Genomic DNA, 20,639 nt, shown 5'->3' on the forward strand with positions numbered 1-20,639 from the left:
TAAGATTAACGGTAATCTTGACGCCCCAAGACTAAGGTACTATCTATGAACTTCGCTATTGAATATACATCGGCTTACTTTTCACATCTGGTGATTACACCACGCAAAAAAGTACTCAAACATAGCCTTGTATCGGTTCAAAGTGGTTTGGTTTTGATTAAGCTGGGCAAACAAGAGTATGCCGTTGAGCCAAGTCAGAGCGTCTGGGTTCCCTATGACTGTCTAACATCATTGACCTACTTTCCAAATACACAGGTTAATCGTGTCGACTTTTCAGTGCGCTTGACGGATTCATTCCCAAGACAAGCGGGATACGTCACCCAAACGAACCTATCTTCTGCGTTACTAGAAAAGCTAGAGCTTACTAAATCTCGTACTCTGAAAGCGAATAATACCGAGCAAGCGTTTAAAGATATGCTTTCTGTGCTCAAGCAAGAAGTGTTGGCGTTTAAACCACTGCTTTGTGAAAGTGCTCTGTCTCAGCGCTTCAATCAATGGAATGTTGATGACTCTAACTTACCGCAAGAGCACACCTTGGTGATGGTAATGCGCGAAGCGAAGAAGCGCATGCAATCAGGTCAGAAACGTACGCTTGTGATTGATGACTTATTCTCCGGCAAAGAGGAAGAGTTCGAACAATTGTGTATGCTCGTTTTTGGTGAAGATTTATAGCTTGGCGGTAAGTCAGGGCTGATATTTAAACTAGCAAGCCAGATACTAAAAAGCCGCAAAAACTGAGTTTTTGCGGCTTTTTTAATTCTTAGCACCTAGAGGAAGCTTAATAACCACCTGTCTAGAATGGCAGTTCAACCTGCATCATTAAGTCTGCATCACTAGAGTCATGCCAACGGTAATCAAAGCGCATACGCGGCTGCCCTTCAACTTTATCACCAAAACCTATGCTCAGCTGAAGGCCATGGTTCATCAACCACTCTTCTGTCGACATATCATACTGTTCATCTTCCAGCTCTTCTGGAAACCACATACCGAGACCAACATAGTTAGACTCAAGGCTCTGAGTTAATAGAGGTGCATCTTTGCTTTGAATAACCCAATCAGACCAATAGTCTGGCTTTGATTCAGGTTCACCGTCACTTAACCCACTAAGCTCCATCATACTTTGGCCGAAAGATTCAAGCCTCGTAGAAAAATCCAAACAGCTGTTTTCATCATCAGAAGTCAGCATGACCGAATCTAGGCTAAAAAGATCACAATCAGCATGTGCAGGTAAACTGCATGCTGCAATGATCATCGCCGCTGATATCGCGCGCTTTAGCATAGTCATCAGACCTCTTGAGTTAGTGAATCTACATTATTGTATACAGCCCACTATCTTGCAATATCTTTGTAACTGACTTTGTACTCAGTTTTGCAATATCGCTTCCACTTATTAACGCATTGCGGATATCAGTACTACGAATTTTCACTTTTTCGGGGCAAGCCATCACAGACCAACGTTCCGTTATCTCATCTGCTTTATGGAAAGATGAGAACTTAAAGAAGTTGTCAGGGCCAATAACGAACGTGAGTTGCGCATCACGATGTAACTTCTGAAGTTCACTAAGCACCGCATAAGTGGTCACACTTTCACCTGGAGTAAATAAGCTCTTTTCGATCAAAGAAAGCTCCACTTGGTCCAGTGAAAGATCGCTAATAAATACGTTAACTAACTGACATCTCGTATCAAAGTCTAGCATCTCTTTTCCCCAAGCATGGGCAATACTTGGAACGAGTAGAATTTTGTCAAAGTGAGCCAACGAGTCAATGACACTTTTGTGCCCTAAGCTCGGTGGATTAAACGCACTACCGAAAATGGCTATTTTTTCCATTATTTATTGCTGCCTTCTCTTTCTAAGCTTGTGCAAAGAGGTTTTTAAATCGGATGATTTAGGTATGATAACACTAGATTTTTAATTTGCTTGCAGGAAAGGAATACGAATGGAACAGTTAATTCGTGACGAAATGCGCGTACTACCTTCAATTGACCCTCACTTCGAAGTGACTCGTCGTGTGGAGTTTATCAAAACGAAACTTCAACAGTCAGGATGCAAATCACTGATCCTTGGTATCAGTGGCGGTGTAGACTCAACAACCTGTGGCCGCTTAGCACAAATGGCAATCGACAGCTTGAATAAAAACGCTGGCAGCAATGAGTACCAATTCATCGCGGTTCGCCTGCCTTATGGTGAGCAAAAAGATGAAGACGAAGCACAACTTGCACTCTCTTTCATCCAGCCTTCTCAATCAGTTTCTGTAAACATTAAAGCGGGTGTTGATGGGCTTCACGCAGCATCTCACGTTGCTTTAGAAGGGACAGGCTTGCTGCCAACAGATTCAGCAAAAATCGACTTTGTGAAAGGTAATGTGAAAGCTCGTGCTCGTATGATCGCACAATACGAAATCGCAGGTTACGTTGGTGGGCTTGTAATTGGTACTGACCACTCGGCTGAGAACATCACAGGCTTCTACACTAAGCACGGTGACGGCGCCTGTGATTTAGCTCCTCTGTTTGGTTTGAACAAACGCCAAGTTCGTGAACTTGCAGCAATGCTAGGGGCTCCAGAGCAACTTGTTAAGAAAGTGCCAACCGCTGATCTAGAAGAGCTTGATCCACAGAAAGCCGATGAAGCAGCCTTGAACCTTTCTTACGATCAAATTGATGATTTCCTTGAAGGTAAAGAAGTCCCTCAAGACGTATCAGATCGCTTAGTGAGCATCTACAAAGCAACACAACACAAGCGTCAACCTATCCCAACGATCTACGATTAATTTTCAGAATTAGTCTCAGAATCAAAAAGGCCGGAAGTTCATGCGAGTGAACTTCCGGCCTTTTCTATTTAGTGTTTTTTAATGCGTTTTTCTTAATGATCTAACGAGTCGTTAATCAACAACTTCGATATCAGTTTGAGGCACACTGCAACACGCCAGTATCTGACCCATATTGCGTTCATGTTCTTGCAGCGCTGGTACATCCGGTTGATGAACTTGACCAGATTCAAGGGTCACTTTACAAGCACCACAGAAACCTGCGCGACAACTTGAAGCAATAGACACACCCGCCGATTCAGCTTGCTCTAGCAAGGTTGATTGATTATTACCTTCGAACAGGTAGCCGTTGACACTCAATTGCAGCTGTTTCACTGCCTCTTCGGTTGATTGAGCCACACCAAACGCTTCTTGGTGGTAATGTTGAGGATTGAGCCCCATTTGAATCAGTAGTTTCTTTGCATTATCCATAAAGCCATCAGGGCCACACACGAATGCTTGGCGCTTGTGTAACTCTTCAATTTTAGCGACATGCGACACACTCAAGCGCCCAGATAAACCATCCCACTCTTTGGTTGGTTGGCTTAATGAATAAATCACACGAAGACCCGCATGTTCACAGGCGATCTTATCAATCTCAGCTTGATAAGGGATGTCTTCTTCGCTGCTGCATTGATGATAGAAAACCACATCATCGATCTGATCATGATCAGCTAAATAACGAAGCATCGACAGCATTGGAGTAATGCCGCTGCCTGCAGACAAAAGCAATAGTGGATGCTTAGGGTTTTCTTCTAGATAGAAAGCACCATCTGGATTTTGAGCAACTAGCGTGTCGCCCACTTGGAAATGATCATTCAACCAGTTAGAGATTTGGCCATCGTCCACTCGCTTCACTGAAATCGCTAAGCGACCTGCGCGTGATGGACTAGACGATAAGGTGTAACGACGAGAAACCTTCTCGCCATTAATCACCATCTCGATCGGTAGATGTTGCCCTGGCTGATAACTTGGTAGTGAGTGGTTCTCTTTCGCAGGCTCTAACCAGAACGTCGTAAAATCACGAGCGATCTCTTCGCGTTCAACACAAGTTAAGTGCAACGACTCTACCCAAGTGTCTTCATAGTGCTCTTTCTCTTTGGTTTCGAGCACTTCAACCACATCACCCGCTTTGATTAAACCTTCATTTTTCGCCACAAGGTTTTGACCAAAGAAAACGCCACCGCGTTCATTGGCTCTGAATGATGAAAAGGTGTTAAGCGGCTCTTTTGTTGATCTAAATTCACCACGCTCAACATCAACCGTGGTTAGGATACATCGCTCACAAGGCTTCACCGCTTCGAACTCAACCTCACCAATTCGGATACGTTTCCAGCTATCTTCAGCAAAGGGGTCGGTATTGGACACCACAAAATTAGTACGGAACTGATCCATCGAGTGTGTTTCAGGGCTGCGACGATTCAGCTCATCTAGAGAGGCTTGGCTGATGATCAACATTGGGTAGCCGTCAGCAAAGCTCACATTATGACCAAGCTTTTCACGCACACGATTCGATTGCTCACCAGAGAACAGTAACTCAACACGCACACCCAACACGTCACTGAACCAATCGTCGGCTTCATCACATGTCGTGTATGCCGTGAAGCTGTCTTTCCACACCGTTGCTGGCGCTTCTTGCATCTTGAAGTTTGCATATTTCAGACGCAGCGGCTCTTTACCTTCATAAGTAAAAATCAAACCGTCCGGCTGCAAACTTGAAGATACCTTGACCATCTTCGGGTACTTGCGCGCCGTCACCATTGAACCGTCTGCCAACGCCAGCATGAAGCGTCTGTCGAAAGTAAGACCCTGTTTTTCGACCCAAGCAGAAGAGAGCACGATCCCACCCACTGACTTAACCGGAAATACATTGATTTGAGATAGAGAAGGCACTTGCTCTGAAGACTGTTGATCTGACGGTAGCTGCGACATAACGATTCCAATGTTTTGTTATTTGTCTCAATGCTAACAAATGGTTATAAATAGATAAACTGGCAGGCATTAAACACTTGATACTAAGCTATTAACTTGAGATGTTTAGCTTTCTATTTTGATACAGTAAGGCCGCAATACAGTAACACTCTCCAGACGTTCTATACTTTTAACACCATTACTGCATTGAACTTTCATTGAATAAAAAGGATTTATCATGAACAAACTCGTCATTATTATCTTATGTGTACTACTTCCTCCTGTTGGCGTGTTCTTCGCACGTGGCGCAGGTAAAGACCTATTGATTAACATCATCCTGACTTTCTTCTTCTGGGTGCCAGGAATGATTCACGGACTATGGGTAGCCACTCGCTAACCCTCCACTGAAAATAAATACTGAATAAAACACCCATCAAAACAAGCTCCTAACCACGAAGGGTTAAAAATAGGATGAAATGAAAGTGCTTTTCCACTATCATCCTGTCGCCTAAACGTAAGCGATTGCTTTCACAGATTTCGCTAAGTTTAGGCTCCAACTACATAACACTTCAAATGGTGGGAGCCTTCAATGACACAACTTACGATTACTCGTCCTGACGACTGGCACGTTCATCTACGCGATGGCGAAGTATTAAAAGATACAGTGCGCGATATCAGCCGCTACAATGGTCGAGCGTTAATCATGCCAAACACCATCCCACCGGTAACCGATACCGAAATGGCTTTAGCTTACCGTGAACGCATCATGGCAGAGCAGCCAAGCGAGCAATTCCAGCCTCTAATGGCACTTTACCTGACAGACAACACAACACCTGATGAAATTCGTAAAGCGAAAGAGTCTGGTGCAGTAGTGGCAGCAAAGCTTTACCCAGCGGGCGCGACAACTAACTCTGATTCAGGCGTAACGTCTGCACAAAAAATCTACCACGTGTTAGAAGCAATGCAAGAAGTGGATATGTTGCTTCTGGTTCACGGCGAAGTAACGACTCACGATGTTGATATCTTTGACCGCGAGAAGCAGTTCCTAGACACAGTGCTAGCTCCGATTGTGAACGACTTCCCTAACCTGAAAATCGTTCTAGAGCACATCACTACTGCAGACGCAGCGACTTTCGTTAAGAATGCTAACGACAACGTAGCGGCAACCATCACAGCTCACCACCTGCTTTACAACCGCAACCACATGTTGGTTGGCGGCATTAAGCCTCATTTCTACTGTCTTCCTATTCTGAAGCGTAATACGCACCAATTAGCGCTTATCGAAGCTGCAACAAGCGGCAGCAAGAAGTTCTTCTTGGGTACAGACTCTGCACCACACGCAAAAGGCGCAAAAGAGTCAGCATGTGGTTGTGCCGGTTCTTACACTGCACACGCAGCGGTAGAACTGTACGCTGAAGTATTCGACTTAGAAGGTAAGATTGAGAACCTAGAAGCGTTTGCAAGCCATAACGGCCCTGACTTCTACGGTATTCCACGTAACACGGACACCATCACTCTTGTTAAAGAAGAGTGGAACGTTGCTGAAACCATGCCTTTCGGTTCAGACATCGTAGTGCCAATCCGTGGCGGCGAGACGATTGCATGGACAGTTAAATAGTAGTCCGATGTTGTAAAGCTTAAGCGCTCATTACAACTTATAAAACACTAAGCCCTTCACATAAGTGAAGGGCTTTTTTATTATGTATTAATACCCTTGATTCTAGGCAATTAGCGCCTAACCTTACTTTATAACCACCTTAAAAATAAGGTTAAAAATTAACGGTAAAATATGACTCTAGACTTAGATATTCGAACTCTGTGTTTAATTATGGTGTTTCTGTCTGGTACGTACTGTATCGGTCTAATAATCAAACAACAAAGCCAAGCTCGTATTCTTGGAATGCGCAGTTTTTTCTGTGCCATTTTTTTGTTAATGGTAGGGTTTTCATTACTGAGTTTTGGCTCCCACATTTCACCTTGGCTCTCAAAAATAACATCAAATATGGCCATAGCCGGCGGATTCGCTTCAATGGTGTTTAGCCTAACTCAATTAAGACGATCGCCCTCGCTCTATAGCGTTTGCGTTTTCTTGGGATTACCTGTCGTCATCGTTACCTTGATTTACTTCACCCTCTACGATGCATCAACCAATGCGAGAGTGATAACGATGAGTTTTTATATCACACTATGTACTGTGGCCAGTGTATTGGTCATAAAAACAGGTACCGTCGCTGATGTCAAAGCAGCGCTTGTACTATTGATGAGTGCATTCAGTGCTCACTCTGTTTTCATGCTAGTTAGGATCTGGGTTACCCTCAAGGAACCTAATATTGACGACTTTTTACAAGCAGGTAGCATCCATCAGCTTGCGTTCATCATGACGGCTATTTTACTTAGCTCGATCGGCTTCACTTACAACTGGATTCTAAACGCCAGATTGATGCAATCACTTTATAGTTCATCAATGAAAGACAGCTTAACCCAGTTGTATAATCGCCGCGCTATGAATGAAATGTTGAGACGAGAATGGATGCGTAGCGTAAGGCATCACCACCCATTATCGGTGATCATTCTCGACATCGACCACTTTAAACAAGTCAACGATCAACACGGTCACCAGACTGGCGATCAAGTATTGAAAAAAATGGGCATAATTCTCCAACACAACCTTAGAGCCGCAGATATCCCGTTCCGCTATGGTGGCGAAGAGTTCTTGATTGTATTACCTGATACTCGCATCGATGAAGCATGTAAGGTCGCTGAGAAGTTACGAGTAATTATCGAAGATACTAAGTTTTGGCAACAACAAAGCGCCAACCTGACAGCAAGCTTTGGACTGTCTGAACTTTGGTCTGAAGACAAGGTTACCAGTATGATAAAACACGCGGATGAAGCCTTATATTACGCAAAAGAAAATGGTCGAAATACGGTCTGCGCTTTAACTGACAGGCAAGGAAAATTGACAAAACAGAACTTACCTTCCTTTGCTTCACCAGTACAACACTAGTTCTATAAAAGGCGACAGTTTCGATATCGGACGTTAGTATTTGATACAACCTAGAAAAAGTAAAAACCTCATCACAAGCAAAAGCCGCTCAGCAAACGAGACTCTCCATAAACAACATTCAAAATACCAATCACTTATAACATAAGCCCACTCAATAAGAGTTGCACGATACTCTTCTGCTGATTATTCTCAATCAATCGCAACTACCCCACAGAGAAAAAACAATGGAAAGTACTTACACCTACCCTATCGGTAAACCGGGACAAAAGTGGCAACAAACAGAACGTGAAGCATGGTTGGCTCAAAGAACGGTTAAACGCGAATACCAACAAGAAGTCGTGCCAAAGATTAAAGCATTGGCAGATCGCTTTGACATCGAACAATACGGTGCCCTGAGCTACGACGAAGCTCGCTTCCCGCTCTTCGCAATCAAGAGCAAAAACTGGGATGAATCAAAGCCAACGATTCTGGTTACTGGTGGTGTTCACGGTTACGAAACCAGTGGTGTGCATGGCGCTATCAAATTCGCAGCGACTCAAGCAGAAAAGTACTCAACGTACTTCAACATTGTTGTTGCACCGTGTGTAAGCCCTTGGGGCTACGAAGTGATCAACCGCTGGAACCCAAATGCTGTCGACCCAAACCGCTCTTTCTACGACGGTACGCCAGCAGAAGAATCAGCAAACCTACGTGCATTAGTCGCTTCTTTACCAGAAATCTTAGTTCACGTTGATCTACACGAAACGACGGATTCTGACGAAACAGAATTCCGACCAGCACTCGCGGCGCGTGATGGTATTGAGTACATCGAAGGTATGATCCCAGACGGTTTCTACACGGTTGGTGATACTGAAAATCCACAACCAGAATTCCAAGCAGCGGTTATTGCTTCGGTCGAAAAAGTCACACACATTGCGCCTGCGGATGAAGATGGCAAGATCATTGGATCAAACGTTACGCAACACGGTGTGATCAACTACCCAATGAAGAAACTTGGTTTATGTGGCGGCGTGACTGACTGTAAATACGGCACAACCACTGAAGTTTACCCAGACAGTGACAAAGTAACAGACGAAGAGTGTAACGATGCTCAAGTTGCTGCTGTTGCCGGTGCTTTGGATTACGTCATTCAGCACGAACTAAACGCTTAAGCGACTACTTAAGACCTCGCACCAAGCACTTAATAGCGAGTCCCCTAATAACTAGTCTCCTAAAGCTAATCCCTAAAGCTAAAAAGAGCCATAAGTGACGATTCACTTTTGGCTCTTTTTTATCTCTTTTCTTGCCTGTGATTTCTTCTCAGGCATAAAAAAAGCTCCCTTGCACAATGTACAAGAGAGCTTTGAAGTCACGCTTAGTCAGGAGTCATTCACGAACTCCCTGCTTGAGTTCTTTAGTTAGCGGTTTCGCTAACGTTTTCTTGTCCTTTATCTACTTCAGTCAGTAGACCTTTCAACAAGCTGAAACAACCAATCAGAAGAATGATCGTAAACGGTAGTGCTGCAATAATCGTGATCGATTGCAGAGCTTGGATAGATTGAGTACCGCCAATCCACAGCATCACCATTGCAATAGCACCTGAGATAACCGCCCAAACCACTTTCTGCTTCACTGGAACTTCAAGCTTACCACCCGCAGTCATGCCATCGATAACGATAGAGCCTGAGTCTAGCGTTGTAACGAAGAACACGATGATCAGCGCAACTGCGAGAACAGATAGAATGCTACCGAACGAGTATGCATCTAGCATGTAGAACAAGCTTAGAGATACATCTGTAATACCTTGGTCAAGGCCAAGTTGCCCTACATGATTAATCACTTGCTCGATAGCCACGCCACCGAAGATAGCCATCCAAGCCGACGTGACCAATGTTGGGATAATCAGTACGCAAAGTAAAAACTCACGAACCGTACGACCTTTAGAAATACGCGCTACAAACATACCGAAGAAAGGTGCATACGCAACCCACCATGCCCAGTAGAACACAGTCCAGCCATGCAGCCATGTTGTGTCTTCACGGCCAGAACTTTGGCTCAACGCTACGATGTTATTCACATAACCCGTCACCGCCGTCGCTACAGAATCAAGCACGGTGGTGAAGTTCAGAACAGCGATAAGACCAAGGAATACGAACGCAATAACCATGTTCAAGTTACTTAGGAACTTAACGCCACCGTCCATACCACGTAGAACAGAGATGATCGCCAAGCCCATGATCAGAACGATAATAGATTGCTGAAGGAAGATATTATTTTCCAAGCCAAACACGTGGCTGATACCACTTGCTGCTTGTGTGCCACCTAAACCCAGTGAAGTCGCTAGACCAAACAGCGTAACCAGTACAGTTAGTACATCGATCACATCACCGGTTTTGCCCCACACTCGCTCACCCAGAATTGGGTAGAACACAGAACGCATGGATAGCGGTAAACCTTTATTATAAACAAAATACGCGAGGCAAAGTGCCGTCATGCCATAGATAGCCCATGCATGAAAACCCCAGTGAAACAGTGTCGCACCGAGAGCCAGTTCACGGCCGGCTTCTGTAAAAGGTTCTGCACCGAGTGGCGTTCCGAACCAGTTCGTGAAGAACGCGGTTGGCTCTGCAACACCCCAAAAAATAAGTCCAATACCCATACCTGCTGCGAATAACATCGCAATCCAAGATGACATGGAATAGTCCGCCGTCGCATCTTCACCACCTAGGCGAATCTTGCCCAACGGTGAAAACGCAAGAACAACGGCAAACGCTAGCATGATGTTAGCTCCCCACATAAATAGGAAGTCAAACTTTGATAAAACAGCACCCTTAATAGAATCAATAGCAGCTTTAGCGTCTGCAGGAGGAAGAGCAAGAAGAGTGATGATGAAGAGAAGAGATAAGCCGACTGAGGCTACGAAAACTGTGTTATGGACGTCCATGCCCCATTTACTGACGTTATCTTGACCAACTTGATAGTCAGTAGAATCAATACTGTATTTTTTTGATTTAAAACTCATAAATTATGATGTTCGCATATCCGAATCAACGAATATAAGGACGCTCTCCATATCCAATTACTACTTGATTGGCTCGCCGCACCACCTAAATAGAGGCGATAAAAATCACAATGATTGGTGATAAATGGACTTACTGGCTCAATCCCAAGGCGCGTATTATAGCACAGCTCAAAGTATTTTGACTGAGTTTAAGCTCAATAGTCATCCAAACCAGTGTTAATCGCGATAGTTAACTCGATAAAAAAAGAACAGCACGAATAAATAAACAACCTTAAATACAATCACTTAAACCAAAACAATGCACTATAAAATCTCATGCAAACTTTCTACAGATAATATTAACAACAACCTAGTTTGTTTATAGCTCTAATAAAAAAGCCCCGCTATAGGACGGGGAAATTACCAAAGGTAAAAGAGAAATCAGTGTTCAAATGTTGGTGCTACATCTTGCAACGCTTCTCGCCACAGAGACTGCATATTTCAAAGACTGAACATTAAATCGCGAAGCAAAAACCTAGGTTATAGTCTTCGCCATTCTTTGCCGTGAACTCTTTATCTTCACTTGATGCGTTCGGTCGGCCGCTTTCATCACCTTTCACTAGGCTCACCCAATGACGGATACCAGAAGAAGAACGGCTAGCTTCAGTTTGGCTAAACATGGTGCATGTCTCTAGCTGGATATCTTGAATATCAACTAACTCCAAGTGACCAGTGCCTCTACGAGCACCGATTGTCACTTCAACGTGTGTACCACTTTCATCACGAAATAGGATTGAAGAAGGCTTAGACTTATCGCCCGTGAAAGCAACAAAGTGCTTCGCTCTTTTTAGGCCAGTATGTTCGCCATTTTTGAAGTAAACCTGAACATGTCGGTAGTCGATCTCATAGCTCACTGCGTCTTCGTGTGAACCAGCTTCAAGAGGAAATAGAGTATCAAGCAACTGTTTCGCCATTTTCTGTTTTTCGAGCTGCTTGTCTGCTTTCACCATTTCTACGGCAAAGACAGCTTCAGCAATAAATGTTGAATGGTTTCTGTGAAGTTCTGTTTTGTCTAGTGTCAGCATATTCATAATCTTTCCCTCTTACGGCTTTGAATTTCATGTAGGTCAAAAATCCTGATTGACCCTTTTCAAAATTGTTCTTTACTGTGTTGCTTCCATGTATTTCATACTACTTGTATTTCACAAACAATTTCACAACAAAAATTTCACAGTGTTAATTTTACTAAATTGCTTTTTTACACAAACCGGAATTTCGTGGCCAAGCCCTTTATCTAACTGGGTTGAGGGCTCAGTAGGAGTACTTTTATGTGTTGTTTGAATTTGTGTAATAACCGACTCAATCACAGTCAAAACGCACGCTATGGTAATCATTTCAGGAAAAAGGGGAGGTGTTTTCGTATTGAAAACAAAAAAAACACTGTATTATTGAATAGTAACCATAAGCTTCGACCAATGAACATCTGGTCGAAGTCACTCTAGCTCTCACCGACCCACACATAAGCAACACGCAATAGCTATCATCAATAAGGAATCACGATGCTAAACATTAAGAATCAGCAGTTACTCTCTTTTATGGTGACAGAAGCGAATAATGCAGTTGCAGTCACCAATCCAGCAACGGGTGAGCTTATTGGATATGCGCCTATTTCATCTAAGGTAGAATTAGACAGCGCTATCGAACGTGCGCATGTTGCGCAGAAAGAGTGGGCAAAAACTCCTGCTAAATCTCGTGCTGCATCACTACACCGTTGGCACCAACTGATCCTTGAAAACAAGGATGATCTTGCTCGAATCATGACGATTGAACAGGGCAAGCCGTTAGCGGAAGCGACAGGCGAAGTCGTGTATGGGGCTAGCTTTATTGAGTGGTTTGCAGAAGAAGCGAAGCGTACTTACGGTGATTCCATCCCTAGCACGGTTGCAGGAAAACGCTTGGTGACCATCAAGCAGCCTATTGGAGTTACGTGTGCGATTACGCCATGGAACTTCCCTATTGCAATGATCACTCGTAAAGCAGCACCTGCCCTAGCTGCTGGTTGTAGCTTTGTAGTAAAACCTTCAGATGAGACACCGCTTTCTGCATTTGCTGTAGTTGAACTGGCTTATCAAGCAGGTATTCCAAAAGATCTACTTAAAGTCGTACTCGGTGATAGCCCTGAACAGATTGGTGAACTTTTCACATCACATCCACTGATCAAAAAGATCTCTTTTACAGGATCTACCCGCGTTGGAAGTATCTTGATGGCTCAGGCTGCAAAAGGTATCAAACGCACCTCAATGGAACTTGGCGGCAACGCACCATTTATTGTTTTTGACGATGCCGACATCGATGCAGCCGTTCAAGGTGCAATGGCTTCTAAATTCCGTAATGCTGGTCAAACTTGTGTCTGTGCAAACCGATTCTACGTTCATAGCAAGGTACACGATGAGTTTGTCGCTAAATTCGATCAAGCAGTTCAACAGCTTAAGGTTGGCAACGGTTTAGATGAAGATGTCACCGTTGGTCCTGTTATCAGTCAGAATGCTAAGAACAACATCAGAGCATTAATAGACCGAGCGATTGAGCAAGGTGCTACACCTGTCACTCCAATGAAAGATCTTGATGGGCTTTTCCTTCAGCCTGTCATTCTTAAAAATGTGAAACACAGCATGGACATTGTTCAGCAAGAGATCTTTGGTCCTGTCGCTCCTGTCATGAAATTCGAAACTGACGAAGAGCTTATTGAAATGGCAAACGACACTATTTACGGTTTGGCGTCGTACTTCTACAGTCAGAACATTCATCGAGTATGGAACATCGCGGAAGCACTTGAGTACGGTATGGTCGGCATAAATGATGGCCTAATCTCAACCGAAGTCGCGCCTTTCGGCGGGGTTAAACAATCAGGTATTGGCCGTGAAGGCGCTAAAGAAGGCATCGATGAGTACATGGATATTAAGTACTTATGTTTTGGTAGTGATTAGGTTTTAGTAGTAACTAGGCTTTGGCGTAACTAAGCCTGACTCTTAGACATCAGCAAGCTTAAACATCGAATAGCCCTACTAACACCTATCTACTCCGTTTCCCCGCACACTAAAAAAATTCAAAAAAAAGCCGCGCTATAAAAGCGCGGCACCTTGGGCTCGGTTAAAAGGGGTTTCTTTTTTTTAGTATTTTACATTCTCTGTTTTTGTTATTGGGTTGCTTCGCTATTCCTGTGCTTTCAGTTTTAGACGCATCGCGTGCAGCACTGGCTCAGTGTAACCACTCGGTTGAGCGCAGCCTTCGAATACCAGCTGGCAAGCCGCTGAGAAAGCAATGCTGTTTTCAAAATCTGGCGCCATATTGCGGTAGCTAGAATCACCTGCGTTTTGCTCATCAACCACTGCGGCCATGCGCTTCATGGTTTTCATTACTTGGGCTTCATCGCAAATGCCGTGGCGTAACCAGTTAGCAATGTGTTGACTCGAAATACGCAATGTCGCACGATCTTCCATCAAACCTACATCGTTAATATCTGGCACCTTCGAGCAGCCAACGCCTTGGTCAATCCAACGAACCACGTAACCAAGAATACCTTGCGTGTTGTTATCCAATTCGTTTTGGATATCTTGAGCGGTCAGCTTTTGATTACCTAATAGCGGAATAGTCAGGATATCGTCGACATTCGCTCTCACTCGCTCACGAAGCTCTTTCTGACGGCTTGGTACACTCACCTTGTGATAATGCAGCGCATGCAACGTCGCGGCAGTTGGAGAAGGAACCCAAGCGGTATTAGCACCCGCTTGAGGATGTCCGATTTTCGCGTCCATCATCTTCGCCATATTGTCTGGCTCTGGCCACATACCTTTACCAATCTGGGCTTTACCTTGCAGGCCACAAGCTAAGCCAAGATCAACGTTCTGATCTTCGTATGCGCCAATCCAAGTCATGGTTTTCAGTTGTGTTTTAGGAGCAAATGGTCCCGCTTCCATGCTGGTGTGAATTTCATCACCCGTTCGATCTAAGAAACCTGTGTTGATGAACACAACACGATCTTTAGCCGCTCGAATACATTCTTTAAGGTTAACTGAAGTACGACGCTCTTCGTCCATGATGCCAACTTTGATCGTGAATCGATCTAACCCTAATGCATCTTCAATGCGGCCAAACAATTCATTGGTGAACGCGACTTCTTCAGGACCATGCATCTTAGGTTTTACAATATTGATGCTGTTCGCAGTCGAGTTTTGGTAAGCGCTATTGCCTTTCAAATCGTGCATTGCGATGAGCGAGGTGATCATGCCATCCATAATGCCTTCAGGAACTTCGTTACCGTCAGCATCAATAATGGCAGGGTTAGTCATTAGGTGGCCCACATTGCGGATGAACAACATGCTACGACCTTTAAGTGAAATCTCACCACCCGTCACACTGGTGTATTGGCGATCTGGATTCAAGCTACGAACAATGGTTTTGCCGTTTTTCTCTAGTGATTCTTGTAGATCACCTTTCATCAAACCTAACCAGTTACGATAAGCCAGTGCTTTATCTTCACCATCAACCGCAGCTACCGAATCTTCGCAATCCATAATGGTGGTGAGAGCCGATTCCACCAGCACGTCTTTAATACCAGCCACATCAACGCTGCCAATTGGTGCGCTCGGATCAATTTGAATTTCGATATGCAAATTATTATGTTTCAGCAGAATGCTTGAAGGTGCACTCGCATCACCTTGATAACCAATGAACTGGTTACGATCAATCAGGGTGACTTCTTCGCCGTTATCTAAGGTCGCTGTCAATGTATTGCCAATGCTGACATTGCTGATGCTGTATTTGGTCACGTCTTTATGAGAAACGCCATTTAATGGTGCTGCATCATCAAGGAACTCACGCGCATAAGTCACTACTTTTGCGCCACGTACTGGGTTAAAACTTCCACCCTTTTCCGCGCCGTCACTTTCACTGATGACATCGGTGCCGTAGAGCGCATCGTATAAACTACCCCAACGCGCGTTGGCTGCGTTAAGTGCAAAACGTGCATTCATAATTGGTACTACAAGCTGTGGCCCCGCTTGTGTTGCAATTTCAGGCTCAACGCTGGCGGTCGTTACTTGAAAGTCATCGCCCTCAGGAACTAGGTAGCCAATCTGTTGTAAGAACTGCTTGTACTCAGCCGCATCCAGAGTCTGGCCTGCACGCTCTTGGTGCCAAACATCAATTTGATGTTGAAGGTCTTCACGCTTAATAAGCAATGCGCGGTTCTTGGGAGCCAAGTCAACAAGGATGGCTGCAAAAGATTGCCAAAAGTCCTCGGCGATAATGCCCGTTCCAGGAATTACCTGCTCATTAATTAATTGGTAGAGGGTGCTATCAATGTTCAAGCTTCCCTGTTGAATACGACTGCTCATAAAATCTCTCTCAAGCTAACTGATGACTACTCAATAAATCTACGCAACCGACATAAATTTAGCTAATTTATGCCAGTTATATTGGATATTCACACAAAAAATACCCTACAAATTGTGTTATTCCGTCACTCCACTCTCGATTTCATTAGCGACACTTTTAATCAAACGACGCATCCACTGATGGTCTGGATTGGTTTGTAGCAATGGACTCCATGCCATCTTCACCTCAAAGGGTTCAATCGCAAATGGCGCAGGCTTGATCAACAATCTAGGGTTATTGCGCTGCAGTTGAGCCGCTTTGGTAGGAATAGTAAGGATCAGATTCTTTTGTTGTGCGAAAAGAATCGCCGACAAGTAGTGTCGAGTAAACACCGTGATATTGCGCGTTTTACCAATGCGCATTAATGCTTCATCTATCCAACCGAGCTTTTGTGCTTCACTTGGGTTGATCCCAACTCCAGTCCCCATTCCTGTCTTACTTACCCAGATATGTTGCGCCTTTAGATAAGACAAAAGTTCGAAATTGTCGGCGATTGGGTTGTCACAACTAAATAGACAAGAAAACCCGTCGTGCCAAAGGCTCATCTGATGAAACGACTGAGGAATATCGTCAAATCGGTTGATAATTATATCAACAGTACCTTGCTCTACATCCTGATAACTCACGTCACTTGGCGTCATGATATCCAGTCGTATCTTCGGTGCTATCTCGCTCAGTTTTTTCAATAAAGGCTGAATAATGGTCGACTCTGCATAGTCACTCGCCATGATACGAAACACGCGTTCACTGTCTTCGGCATTAAATTCCGTGGTCGGCTGCAGTGTCTTTTCTACATTCGCCAAGATGTTTCTAATCAGTGGCTGCAACTTATGTGCGCGTTCGGTCGGTATCATCCCTTCGCTTGTTCTCACCAGTAGTGGGTCTTCAAACAGATCTCGTAATCGGCGAAGGCCATTACTCATGGCTGGCTGAGTAATGCCTAATTGATGTGCTGCTCTTGTAACGTTTCTTTCACGTAGCAACATGTCTAAATACACAAGTAAATTAAGGTCTATACGAGCAATATTCATAAGAAAAATACCGAATATAATAACTATAAATTAACAAAATTATCACATGCATGGTTATTATTTGTCCATAGCAAAGTTTTAATCCAAGCCAATTTGGCAACCATACCCCACGTGAAACTAAGGAATAGTTATGTCGCAAATTACACAAGATATCGAAAAGATTGAAGTTGCAAAAAGCGCTGCAGGTGCACCATGGGATACAATTAACCCTGAATCTGCTGCTCGTATGCGAGCTCAAAACAAATTCAAAACAGGTCTGGATATCGCGCAATACACTGCAGATATCATGCGTGCGGATATGGCGGCTTACGATGAAGACAGCTCTCAATACACTCAGTCTCTGGGCTGCTGGCATGGTTTCATCGGCCAACAAAAGCTGATTTCGATTAAGAAGCACTTTGATGGCAAAACAGACCGTCGTTACCTATACCTTTCTGGTTGGATGGTGGCAGCACTTCGCTCTGATTTTGGTCCACTTCCAGACCAATCTATGCATGAGAAAACCTCGGTTGCTGGCCTAGTAGAAGAGCTATACACCTTCCTACGCCAAGCAGATGCTCGTGAACTAGGTGGTTTATTCCGTGAACTAGATGCAGCTCGTGAAGCGGGCGATGTAAACCTACAAGACCGTATCCAAGACAAAATCGACAATCACGTTACACACGTGGTGCCAATCATTGCCGATATCGATGCGGGTTTCGGTAACGCAGAAGCGACCTACCTAATGGCTAAGCAGATGATTGAAGCGGGCGCGTGTTGTCTACAGATTGAAAACCAAGTAGCCGATGAGAAGCAATGTGGTCACCAAGACGGCAAAGTAACGGTTCCTCATGCTGATTTCCACGCAAAACTTCGCGCACTTCGTTACGCTTTCCTTGAACTAGGCATCGACAACGGCATCATCGTTGCTCGTACCGATTCACAAGGTGCTGGCCTAACAAAAGAAATCGCGGTAGTGAAAGAGCCGGGCGATCAAGGTGACATCTACAACTCATACCTAGATGTTGAAGAGATTGATGTTGCTGATATGGCTGAAGGCGATGTTTGCTTCAACCGTGATGGCAAGCTAGTTCGACCTAAGCGTCTACCTTCAGGCTTATACCAATTCCGCGAAGGTACTGGTGAAGATCGCTGTGTGTTCGACTGTATTGAAGCAATCAACGCGGGTGCTGACCTACTTTGGATTGAGACTGAGAAACCACACATTGGTCAAATCAAAGAGATGATGGACGGCGTACGTGAAGTACACCCTAACGCGAAACTGGTTTACAACAACTCTCCATCATTCAACTGGACGCTAAACTTCCGTCAACAAGCATACGATGCGATGGCAGCAGAAGGTAAAGATGTTTCCGCTTACGACCGTGCAAGCCTAATGAGCGCGGAATACGATGAAACTGAACTATCTGCAAGCGCTGACGAGAAGATCCGTACATTCCAAGCAGATGCATCACGTGAAGCGGGTATTTTCCACCACTTAATTACTCTGCCGACTTACCACACTGCGGCGCTGTCTACTGACAACCTTGCGAAAGAGTACTTCGGTGACCAAGGCATGTTGGGTTACGTTGCGAATGTTCAACGTAAAGAGATTCGCCAAGGTATCGCATGTGTTAAACACCAAAACATGTCTGGTTCAGACATGGGTGATGACCACAAAGAGTACTTTGCTGGTGAGAACGCACTAAAAGCAGCAGGTGAAGCGAATACGTCTAACCAATTTGATTAATCGCTAACACTCTTGATTAGTCGCTAGAACTTTTGATTAATCGCTAGAACTAAAGCCTCCCCCGCCCTTCTCTCTTACTTAGGTAAGATCCGGGGGAAGGCTTTGAGATAAAGCTTGTACTGCCGGCTTTATCTCAAAGCCTCAGATTTGTGTTCCACACCACGGTTAACCGAACAACTTCTGTTTAAGCTAACTGTATACATATTTGTTCATATTCCTATTTGTTGAGATTCTTATTTTTTTGAGAGTGCCTATGACTTCAATACCGACACACCTACAAGATGCAAAAACACTGCTGTCAGAAAATGGTTTCGCGACGGGTAATACTTGGTATCACGGCACATCCTCAGCCCTGCTTGCTTCAATCCAAGGCCAAGGGCTGAAACGTTCAGGAGACAAAGCACTCAATGAAGCAGCTTCAAAAACCATGGCAACGATTGGCAATAACTACACAGAATCCGTTGAACCCGTCTTCTTAACTCAAAGTAAAGAACTGGCCTATTACTGGGCTCAGCAAACCATTCGCGAGCGCAGCACTCGTTTTGAGGGTGAAGAGCGCCCTATCGTATTAGCAGTCAATCTATCTGAAAAACAACAAGCCAAAGTAAGGCCTGACGTTGGCGCAATGAGCCTGTTAATGATGAGTGTTGGTGAGCAATTCATGGCTCATCTCACTGAAATTTATCAAGCCCACAACATTGCAGGCCCCGATATCGAACTGCGCACTGCGGATCGTATGGACTATCTCAATAAACTTGGAATGGCCTACATTGATGAAGACATCAGCCGTGCTTGTGTGCAAGAGCTTTATGAACCAGAGCTGTCAGAGCCGGAACTAACCAGTTAATAAAGTTCATTACGTAAGCAATATTCAGAATGAAAAATGGCTCCTAATCTAGGAGCCATTTTTAAGTGTGACGTTATTTACATGCTCGTTAATCAATGGGTTAGTTGATCAATAGACATGTAAATCAATGGACTAGTTAATCAACGGACACAAGCGACCTTTTTGTGCAGGTTGCGTCATTTCGATGTCACCTTGTAGAGAACGGTAAACGATGGTATTCCACACTTCACCATTATCCATTTCAAACTCAATAGCGTAATTCAAACCCGCGACAACCTGAGTTCGCACACTCAGAATCTGCTTTAGCTCAGCTGAAGTATTCATTTGTCCAAGAACCACATCTAAAGCTTGCTTAGCTTCTGGTGTGATAGCGCTTTGCGACCAACCACCCGTCAGGTTTTTAGTGCTACAGATCGGATTCGCTTTCTCTTGTGGTTTAGCAGGAACATCAGACTCCTGACTGCATCCTGCTAACACAGCAACACTAAACACGGTTGCTAATCCAAGTAATGATGTTAATCGTACTTTTTTCATGAATCCTCCTACATTGTTGATTCAGTCATTTACGAGAGATCACTCGTAATGATGTTTCATATGTAGGCAAGCTTAAACCTAAAATGTCATTACTTCATCAGAGATTCTGGTGTAACTACTCTATAAATACAGAGCACTGTCAGAAAAACAAAGCCGGACAATAAGCAGCCAAGTAAGTATTTGAGAATAAACTAATTTAGGGGTTCATGAATTGATTAAAAAATGGCGAAACCATGTTGTTTAGGATAAGTACAAGTAGTAAGATTTCACTCTGAAATGCAGCTTGTTTTTGAGAAACTAAATGCACAAAAAGTTAGAGTAACTTTATAAAGTAACGACTCTCAAACATCAGCCATAGA

General features: G+C 44.1%; 17 protein-coding genes. 9 read left to right on the plus strand and 8 right to left on the minus strand.

Features of this window, described 5'->3' with window-relative positions; all coding sequences use genetic code 11:
* Nucleotides 1-45 precede the first annotated feature (45 nt).
* Complete coding sequence (locus OCV44_RS16095) at nt 46-672, plus strand: AraC family transcriptional regulator (protein WP_139684327.1); 627 nt, start codon at nt 46-48, stop codon at nt 670-672.
* A 121-nt stretch (nt 673-793) separates the two neighbouring features.
* Here the strand turns inward: OCV44_RS16095 and OCV44_RS16100 are convergent, their stop codons facing one another.
* Nucleotides 794-1,285, minus strand: coding sequence for a hypothetical protein (locus tag OCV44_RS16100; RefSeq protein ID WP_139684326.1), 492 nt, complete (start codon nt 1,283-1,285; stop codon nt 794-796).
* A gap of 22 nt (nt 1,286-1,307) precedes the next feature.
* The gene (locus OCV44_RS16105; RefSeq protein ID WP_139684325.1) at nt 1,308-1,829 is read right to left on the minus strand and encodes a nicotinate-nicotinamide nucleotide adenylyltransferase; all 522 of its coding nucleotides are present in this window, start codon (nt 1,827-1,829) and stop codon (nt 1,308-1,310) included.
* A gap of 109 nt (nt 1,830-1,938) precedes the next feature.
* Here OCV44_RS16105 and nadE point away from each other — a divergent pair, with 109 nt between their 5' ends.
* Nucleotides 1,939-2,769: an ammonia-dependent NAD(+) synthetase gene (gene nadE / locus OCV44_RS16110; RefSeq protein WP_139684324.1), complete on the plus strand. Its 831-nt coding sequence runs from the start codon at nt 1,939-1,941 to the stop codon at nt 2,767-2,769.
* Nucleotides 2,770-2,880: 111 nt separating this feature from the next.
* Here nadE and OCV44_RS16115 read toward each other — a convergent pair whose 3' ends face one another.
* Nucleotides 2,881-4,737 carry a hybrid-cluster NAD(P)-dependent oxidoreductase gene (locus OCV44_RS16115; RefSeq protein ID WP_139684323.1) on the minus strand — a complete coding sequence of 619 codons (1,857 nt, stop codon included), beginning with the start codon at nt 4,735-4,737 and terminating at the stop codon, nt 2,881-2,883.
* A 217-nt stretch (nt 4,738-4,954) separates the two neighbouring features.
* On the opposite strand from OCV44_RS16115, the gene OCV44_RS16120 reads away from it, so the two are divergent.
* The 4 genes from OCV44_RS16120 (at nt 4,955) to OCV44_RS16135 (ending at nt 8,874) form a co-directional block, all read left to right on the plus strand.
* A complete protein-coding gene (locus OCV44_RS16120) occupies nt 4,955-5,113 on the plus strand; it encodes a YqaE/Pmp3 family membrane protein (protein WP_004731890.1) in 159 nt (52 codons plus the stop codon).
* Between the two features lie 192 nt (nt 5,114-5,305).
* Complete coding sequence (pyrC, locus tag OCV44_RS16125; protein ID WP_139684322.1) at nt 5,306-6,334, plus strand: dihydroorotase; 1,029 nt, start codon at nt 5,306-5,308, stop codon at nt 6,332-6,334.
* Nucleotides 6,335-6,883: 549 nt separating this feature from the next.
* Nucleotides 6,884-7,723, plus strand: coding sequence for a GGDEF domain-containing protein (locus OCV44_RS16130; protein WP_246091704.1), 840 nt, complete (start codon nt 6,884-6,886; stop codon nt 7,721-7,723).
* Between the two features lie 224 nt (nt 7,724-7,947).
* Nucleotides 7,948-8,874 (plus strand): M14 family metallopeptidase, encoded by a 927-nt coding sequence (locus OCV44_RS16135; protein WP_139684321.1) that lies wholly within the window; start codon nt 7,948-7,950, stop codon nt 8,872-8,874.
* A 242-nt stretch (nt 8,875-9,116) separates the two neighbouring features.
* On the opposite strand, the gene OCV44_RS16140 is transcribed toward OCV44_RS16135, so the two are convergent.
* Nucleotides 9,117-10,724, minus strand: coding sequence for a BCCT family transporter (locus OCV44_RS16140; protein WP_139684320.1), 1,608 nt, complete (start codon nt 10,722-10,724; stop codon nt 9,117-9,119).
* A 494-nt stretch (nt 10,725-11,218) separates the two neighbouring features.
* A complete protein-coding gene (locus tag OCV44_RS16145) occupies nt 11,219-11,794 on the minus strand; it encodes an aldolase/citrate lyase/malate synthase family protein (protein ID WP_139684319.1) in 576 nt (191 codons plus the stop codon).
* A gap of 468 nt (nt 11,795-12,262) precedes the next feature.
* Between OCV44_RS16145 and OCV44_RS16150 the strand changes: the two genes are divergently transcribed.
* A complete protein-coding gene (locus OCV44_RS16150) occupies nt 12,263-13,690 on the plus strand; it encodes an NAD-dependent succinate-semialdehyde dehydrogenase (protein WP_139684318.1) in 1,428 nt (475 codons plus the stop codon).
* Nucleotides 13,691-13,915: 225 nt separating this feature from the next.
* On the opposite strand, the gene OCV44_RS16155 is transcribed toward OCV44_RS16150, so the two are convergent.
* The gene (locus OCV44_RS16155) at nt 13,916-16,099 is read right to left on the minus strand and encodes a malate synthase G (RefSeq protein ID WP_139684317.1); all 2,184 of its coding nucleotides are present in this window, start codon (nt 16,097-16,099) and stop codon (nt 13,916-13,918) included.
* A gap of 117 nt (nt 16,100-16,216) precedes the next feature.
* Entirely contained in the window at nt 16,217-17,170 is a 954-nt protein-coding gene (locus OCV44_RS16160) for a LysR family transcriptional regulator (RefSeq protein WP_086050633.1), read from the minus strand.
* Between the two features lie 130 nt (nt 17,171-17,300).
* On the opposite strand from OCV44_RS16160, the gene OCV44_RS16165 reads away from it, so the two are divergent.
* A complete protein-coding gene (locus OCV44_RS16165) occupies nt 17,301-18,899 on the plus strand; it encodes an isocitrate lyase (RefSeq protein WP_139684316.1) in 1,599 nt (532 codons plus the stop codon).
* Between the two features lie 253 nt (nt 18,900-19,152).
* Nucleotides 19,153-19,746, plus strand: coding sequence for a hypothetical protein (locus tag OCV44_RS16170; RefSeq protein ID WP_139684315.1), 594 nt, complete (start codon nt 19,153-19,155; stop codon nt 19,744-19,746).
* Between the two features lie 132 nt (nt 19,747-19,878).
* Here the strand turns inward: OCV44_RS16170 and OCV44_RS16175 are convergent, their stop codons facing one another.
* Nucleotides 19,879-20,280 carry a cystatin family protein gene (locus OCV44_RS16175; RefSeq protein ID WP_139684314.1) on the minus strand — a complete coding sequence of 134 codons (402 nt, stop codon included), beginning with the start codon at nt 20,278-20,280 and terminating at the stop codon, nt 19,879-19,881.
* Between the last annotated feature and the right edge of the window lie 359 nt (nt 20,281-20,639).

The sequence above is a fragment of the Vibrio tasmaniensis genome (assembly GCF_024347635.1).
GTDB classification, from domain to species: domain Bacteria; phylum Pseudomonadota; class Gammaproteobacteria; order Enterobacterales; family Vibrionaceae; genus Vibrio; species Vibrio tasmaniensis.

Coding starts and splice junctions, on each gene's coding strand:
- OCV44_RS16135 (WP_139684321.1), top strand. CDS start 7,948: ATGGAAAGTACTTACACCTACCCTATCGGTAAACCGGGACAAAAGTGG.
- pyrC (WP_139684322.1), top strand. CDS start 5,306: ATGACACAACTTACGATTACTCGTCCTGACGACTGGCACGTTCATCTA.
- OCV44_RS16095 (WP_139684327.1), top strand. CDS start 46: ATGAACTTCGCTATTGAATATACATCGGCTTACTTTTCACATCTGGTG.
- OCV44_RS16140 (WP_139684320.1), bottom strand. CDS start 10,724: ATGAGTTTTAAATCAAAAAAATACAGTATTGATTCTACTGACTATCAA.
- OCV44_RS16155 (WP_139684317.1), bottom strand. CDS start 16,099: ATGAGCAGTCGTATTCAACAGGGAAGCTTGAACATTGATAGCACCCTC.
- OCV44_RS16100 (WP_139684326.1), bottom strand. CDS start 1,285: ATGACTATGCTAAAGCGCGCGATATCAGCGGCGATGATCATTGCAGCA.
- OCV44_RS16105 (WP_139684325.1), bottom strand. CDS start 1,829: ATGGAAAAAATAGCCATTTTCGGTAGTGCGTTTAATCCACCGAGCTTA.
- OCV44_RS16115 (WP_139684323.1), bottom strand. CDS start 4,737: ATGTCGCAGCTACCGTCAGATCAACAGTCTTCAGAGCAAGTGCCTTCT.
- OCV44_RS16120 (WP_004731890.1), top strand. CDS start 4,955: ATGAACAAACTCGTCATTATTATCTTATGTGTACTACTTCCTCCTGTT.
- OCV44_RS16150 (WP_139684318.1), top strand. CDS start 12,263: ATGCTAAACATTAAGAATCAGCAGTTACTCTCTTTTATGGTGACAGAA.
- nadE (WP_139684324.1), top strand. CDS start 1,939: ATGGAACAGTTAATTCGTGACGAAATGCGCGTACTACCTTCAATTGAC.
- OCV44_RS16145 (WP_139684319.1), bottom strand. CDS start 11,794: ATGAATATGCTGACACTAGACAAAACAGAACTTCACAGAAACCATTCA.
- OCV44_RS16175 (WP_139684314.1), bottom strand. CDS start 20,280: ATGAAAAAAGTACGATTAACATCATTACTTGGATTAGCAACCGTGTTT.
- OCV44_RS16170 (WP_139684315.1), top strand. CDS start 19,153: ATGACTTCAATACCGACACACCTACAAGATGCAAAAACACTGCTGTCA.
- OCV44_RS16130 (WP_246091704.1), top strand. CDS start 6,884: ATGAGTTTTTATATCACACTATGTACTGTGGCCAGTGTATTGGTCATA.
- OCV44_RS16160 (WP_086050633.1), bottom strand. CDS start 17,170: ATGAATATTGCTCGTATAGACCTTAATTTACTTGTGTATTTAGACATG.
- OCV44_RS16165 (WP_139684316.1), top strand. CDS start 17,301: ATGTCGCAAATTACACAAGATATCGAAAAGATTGAAGTTGCAAAAAGC.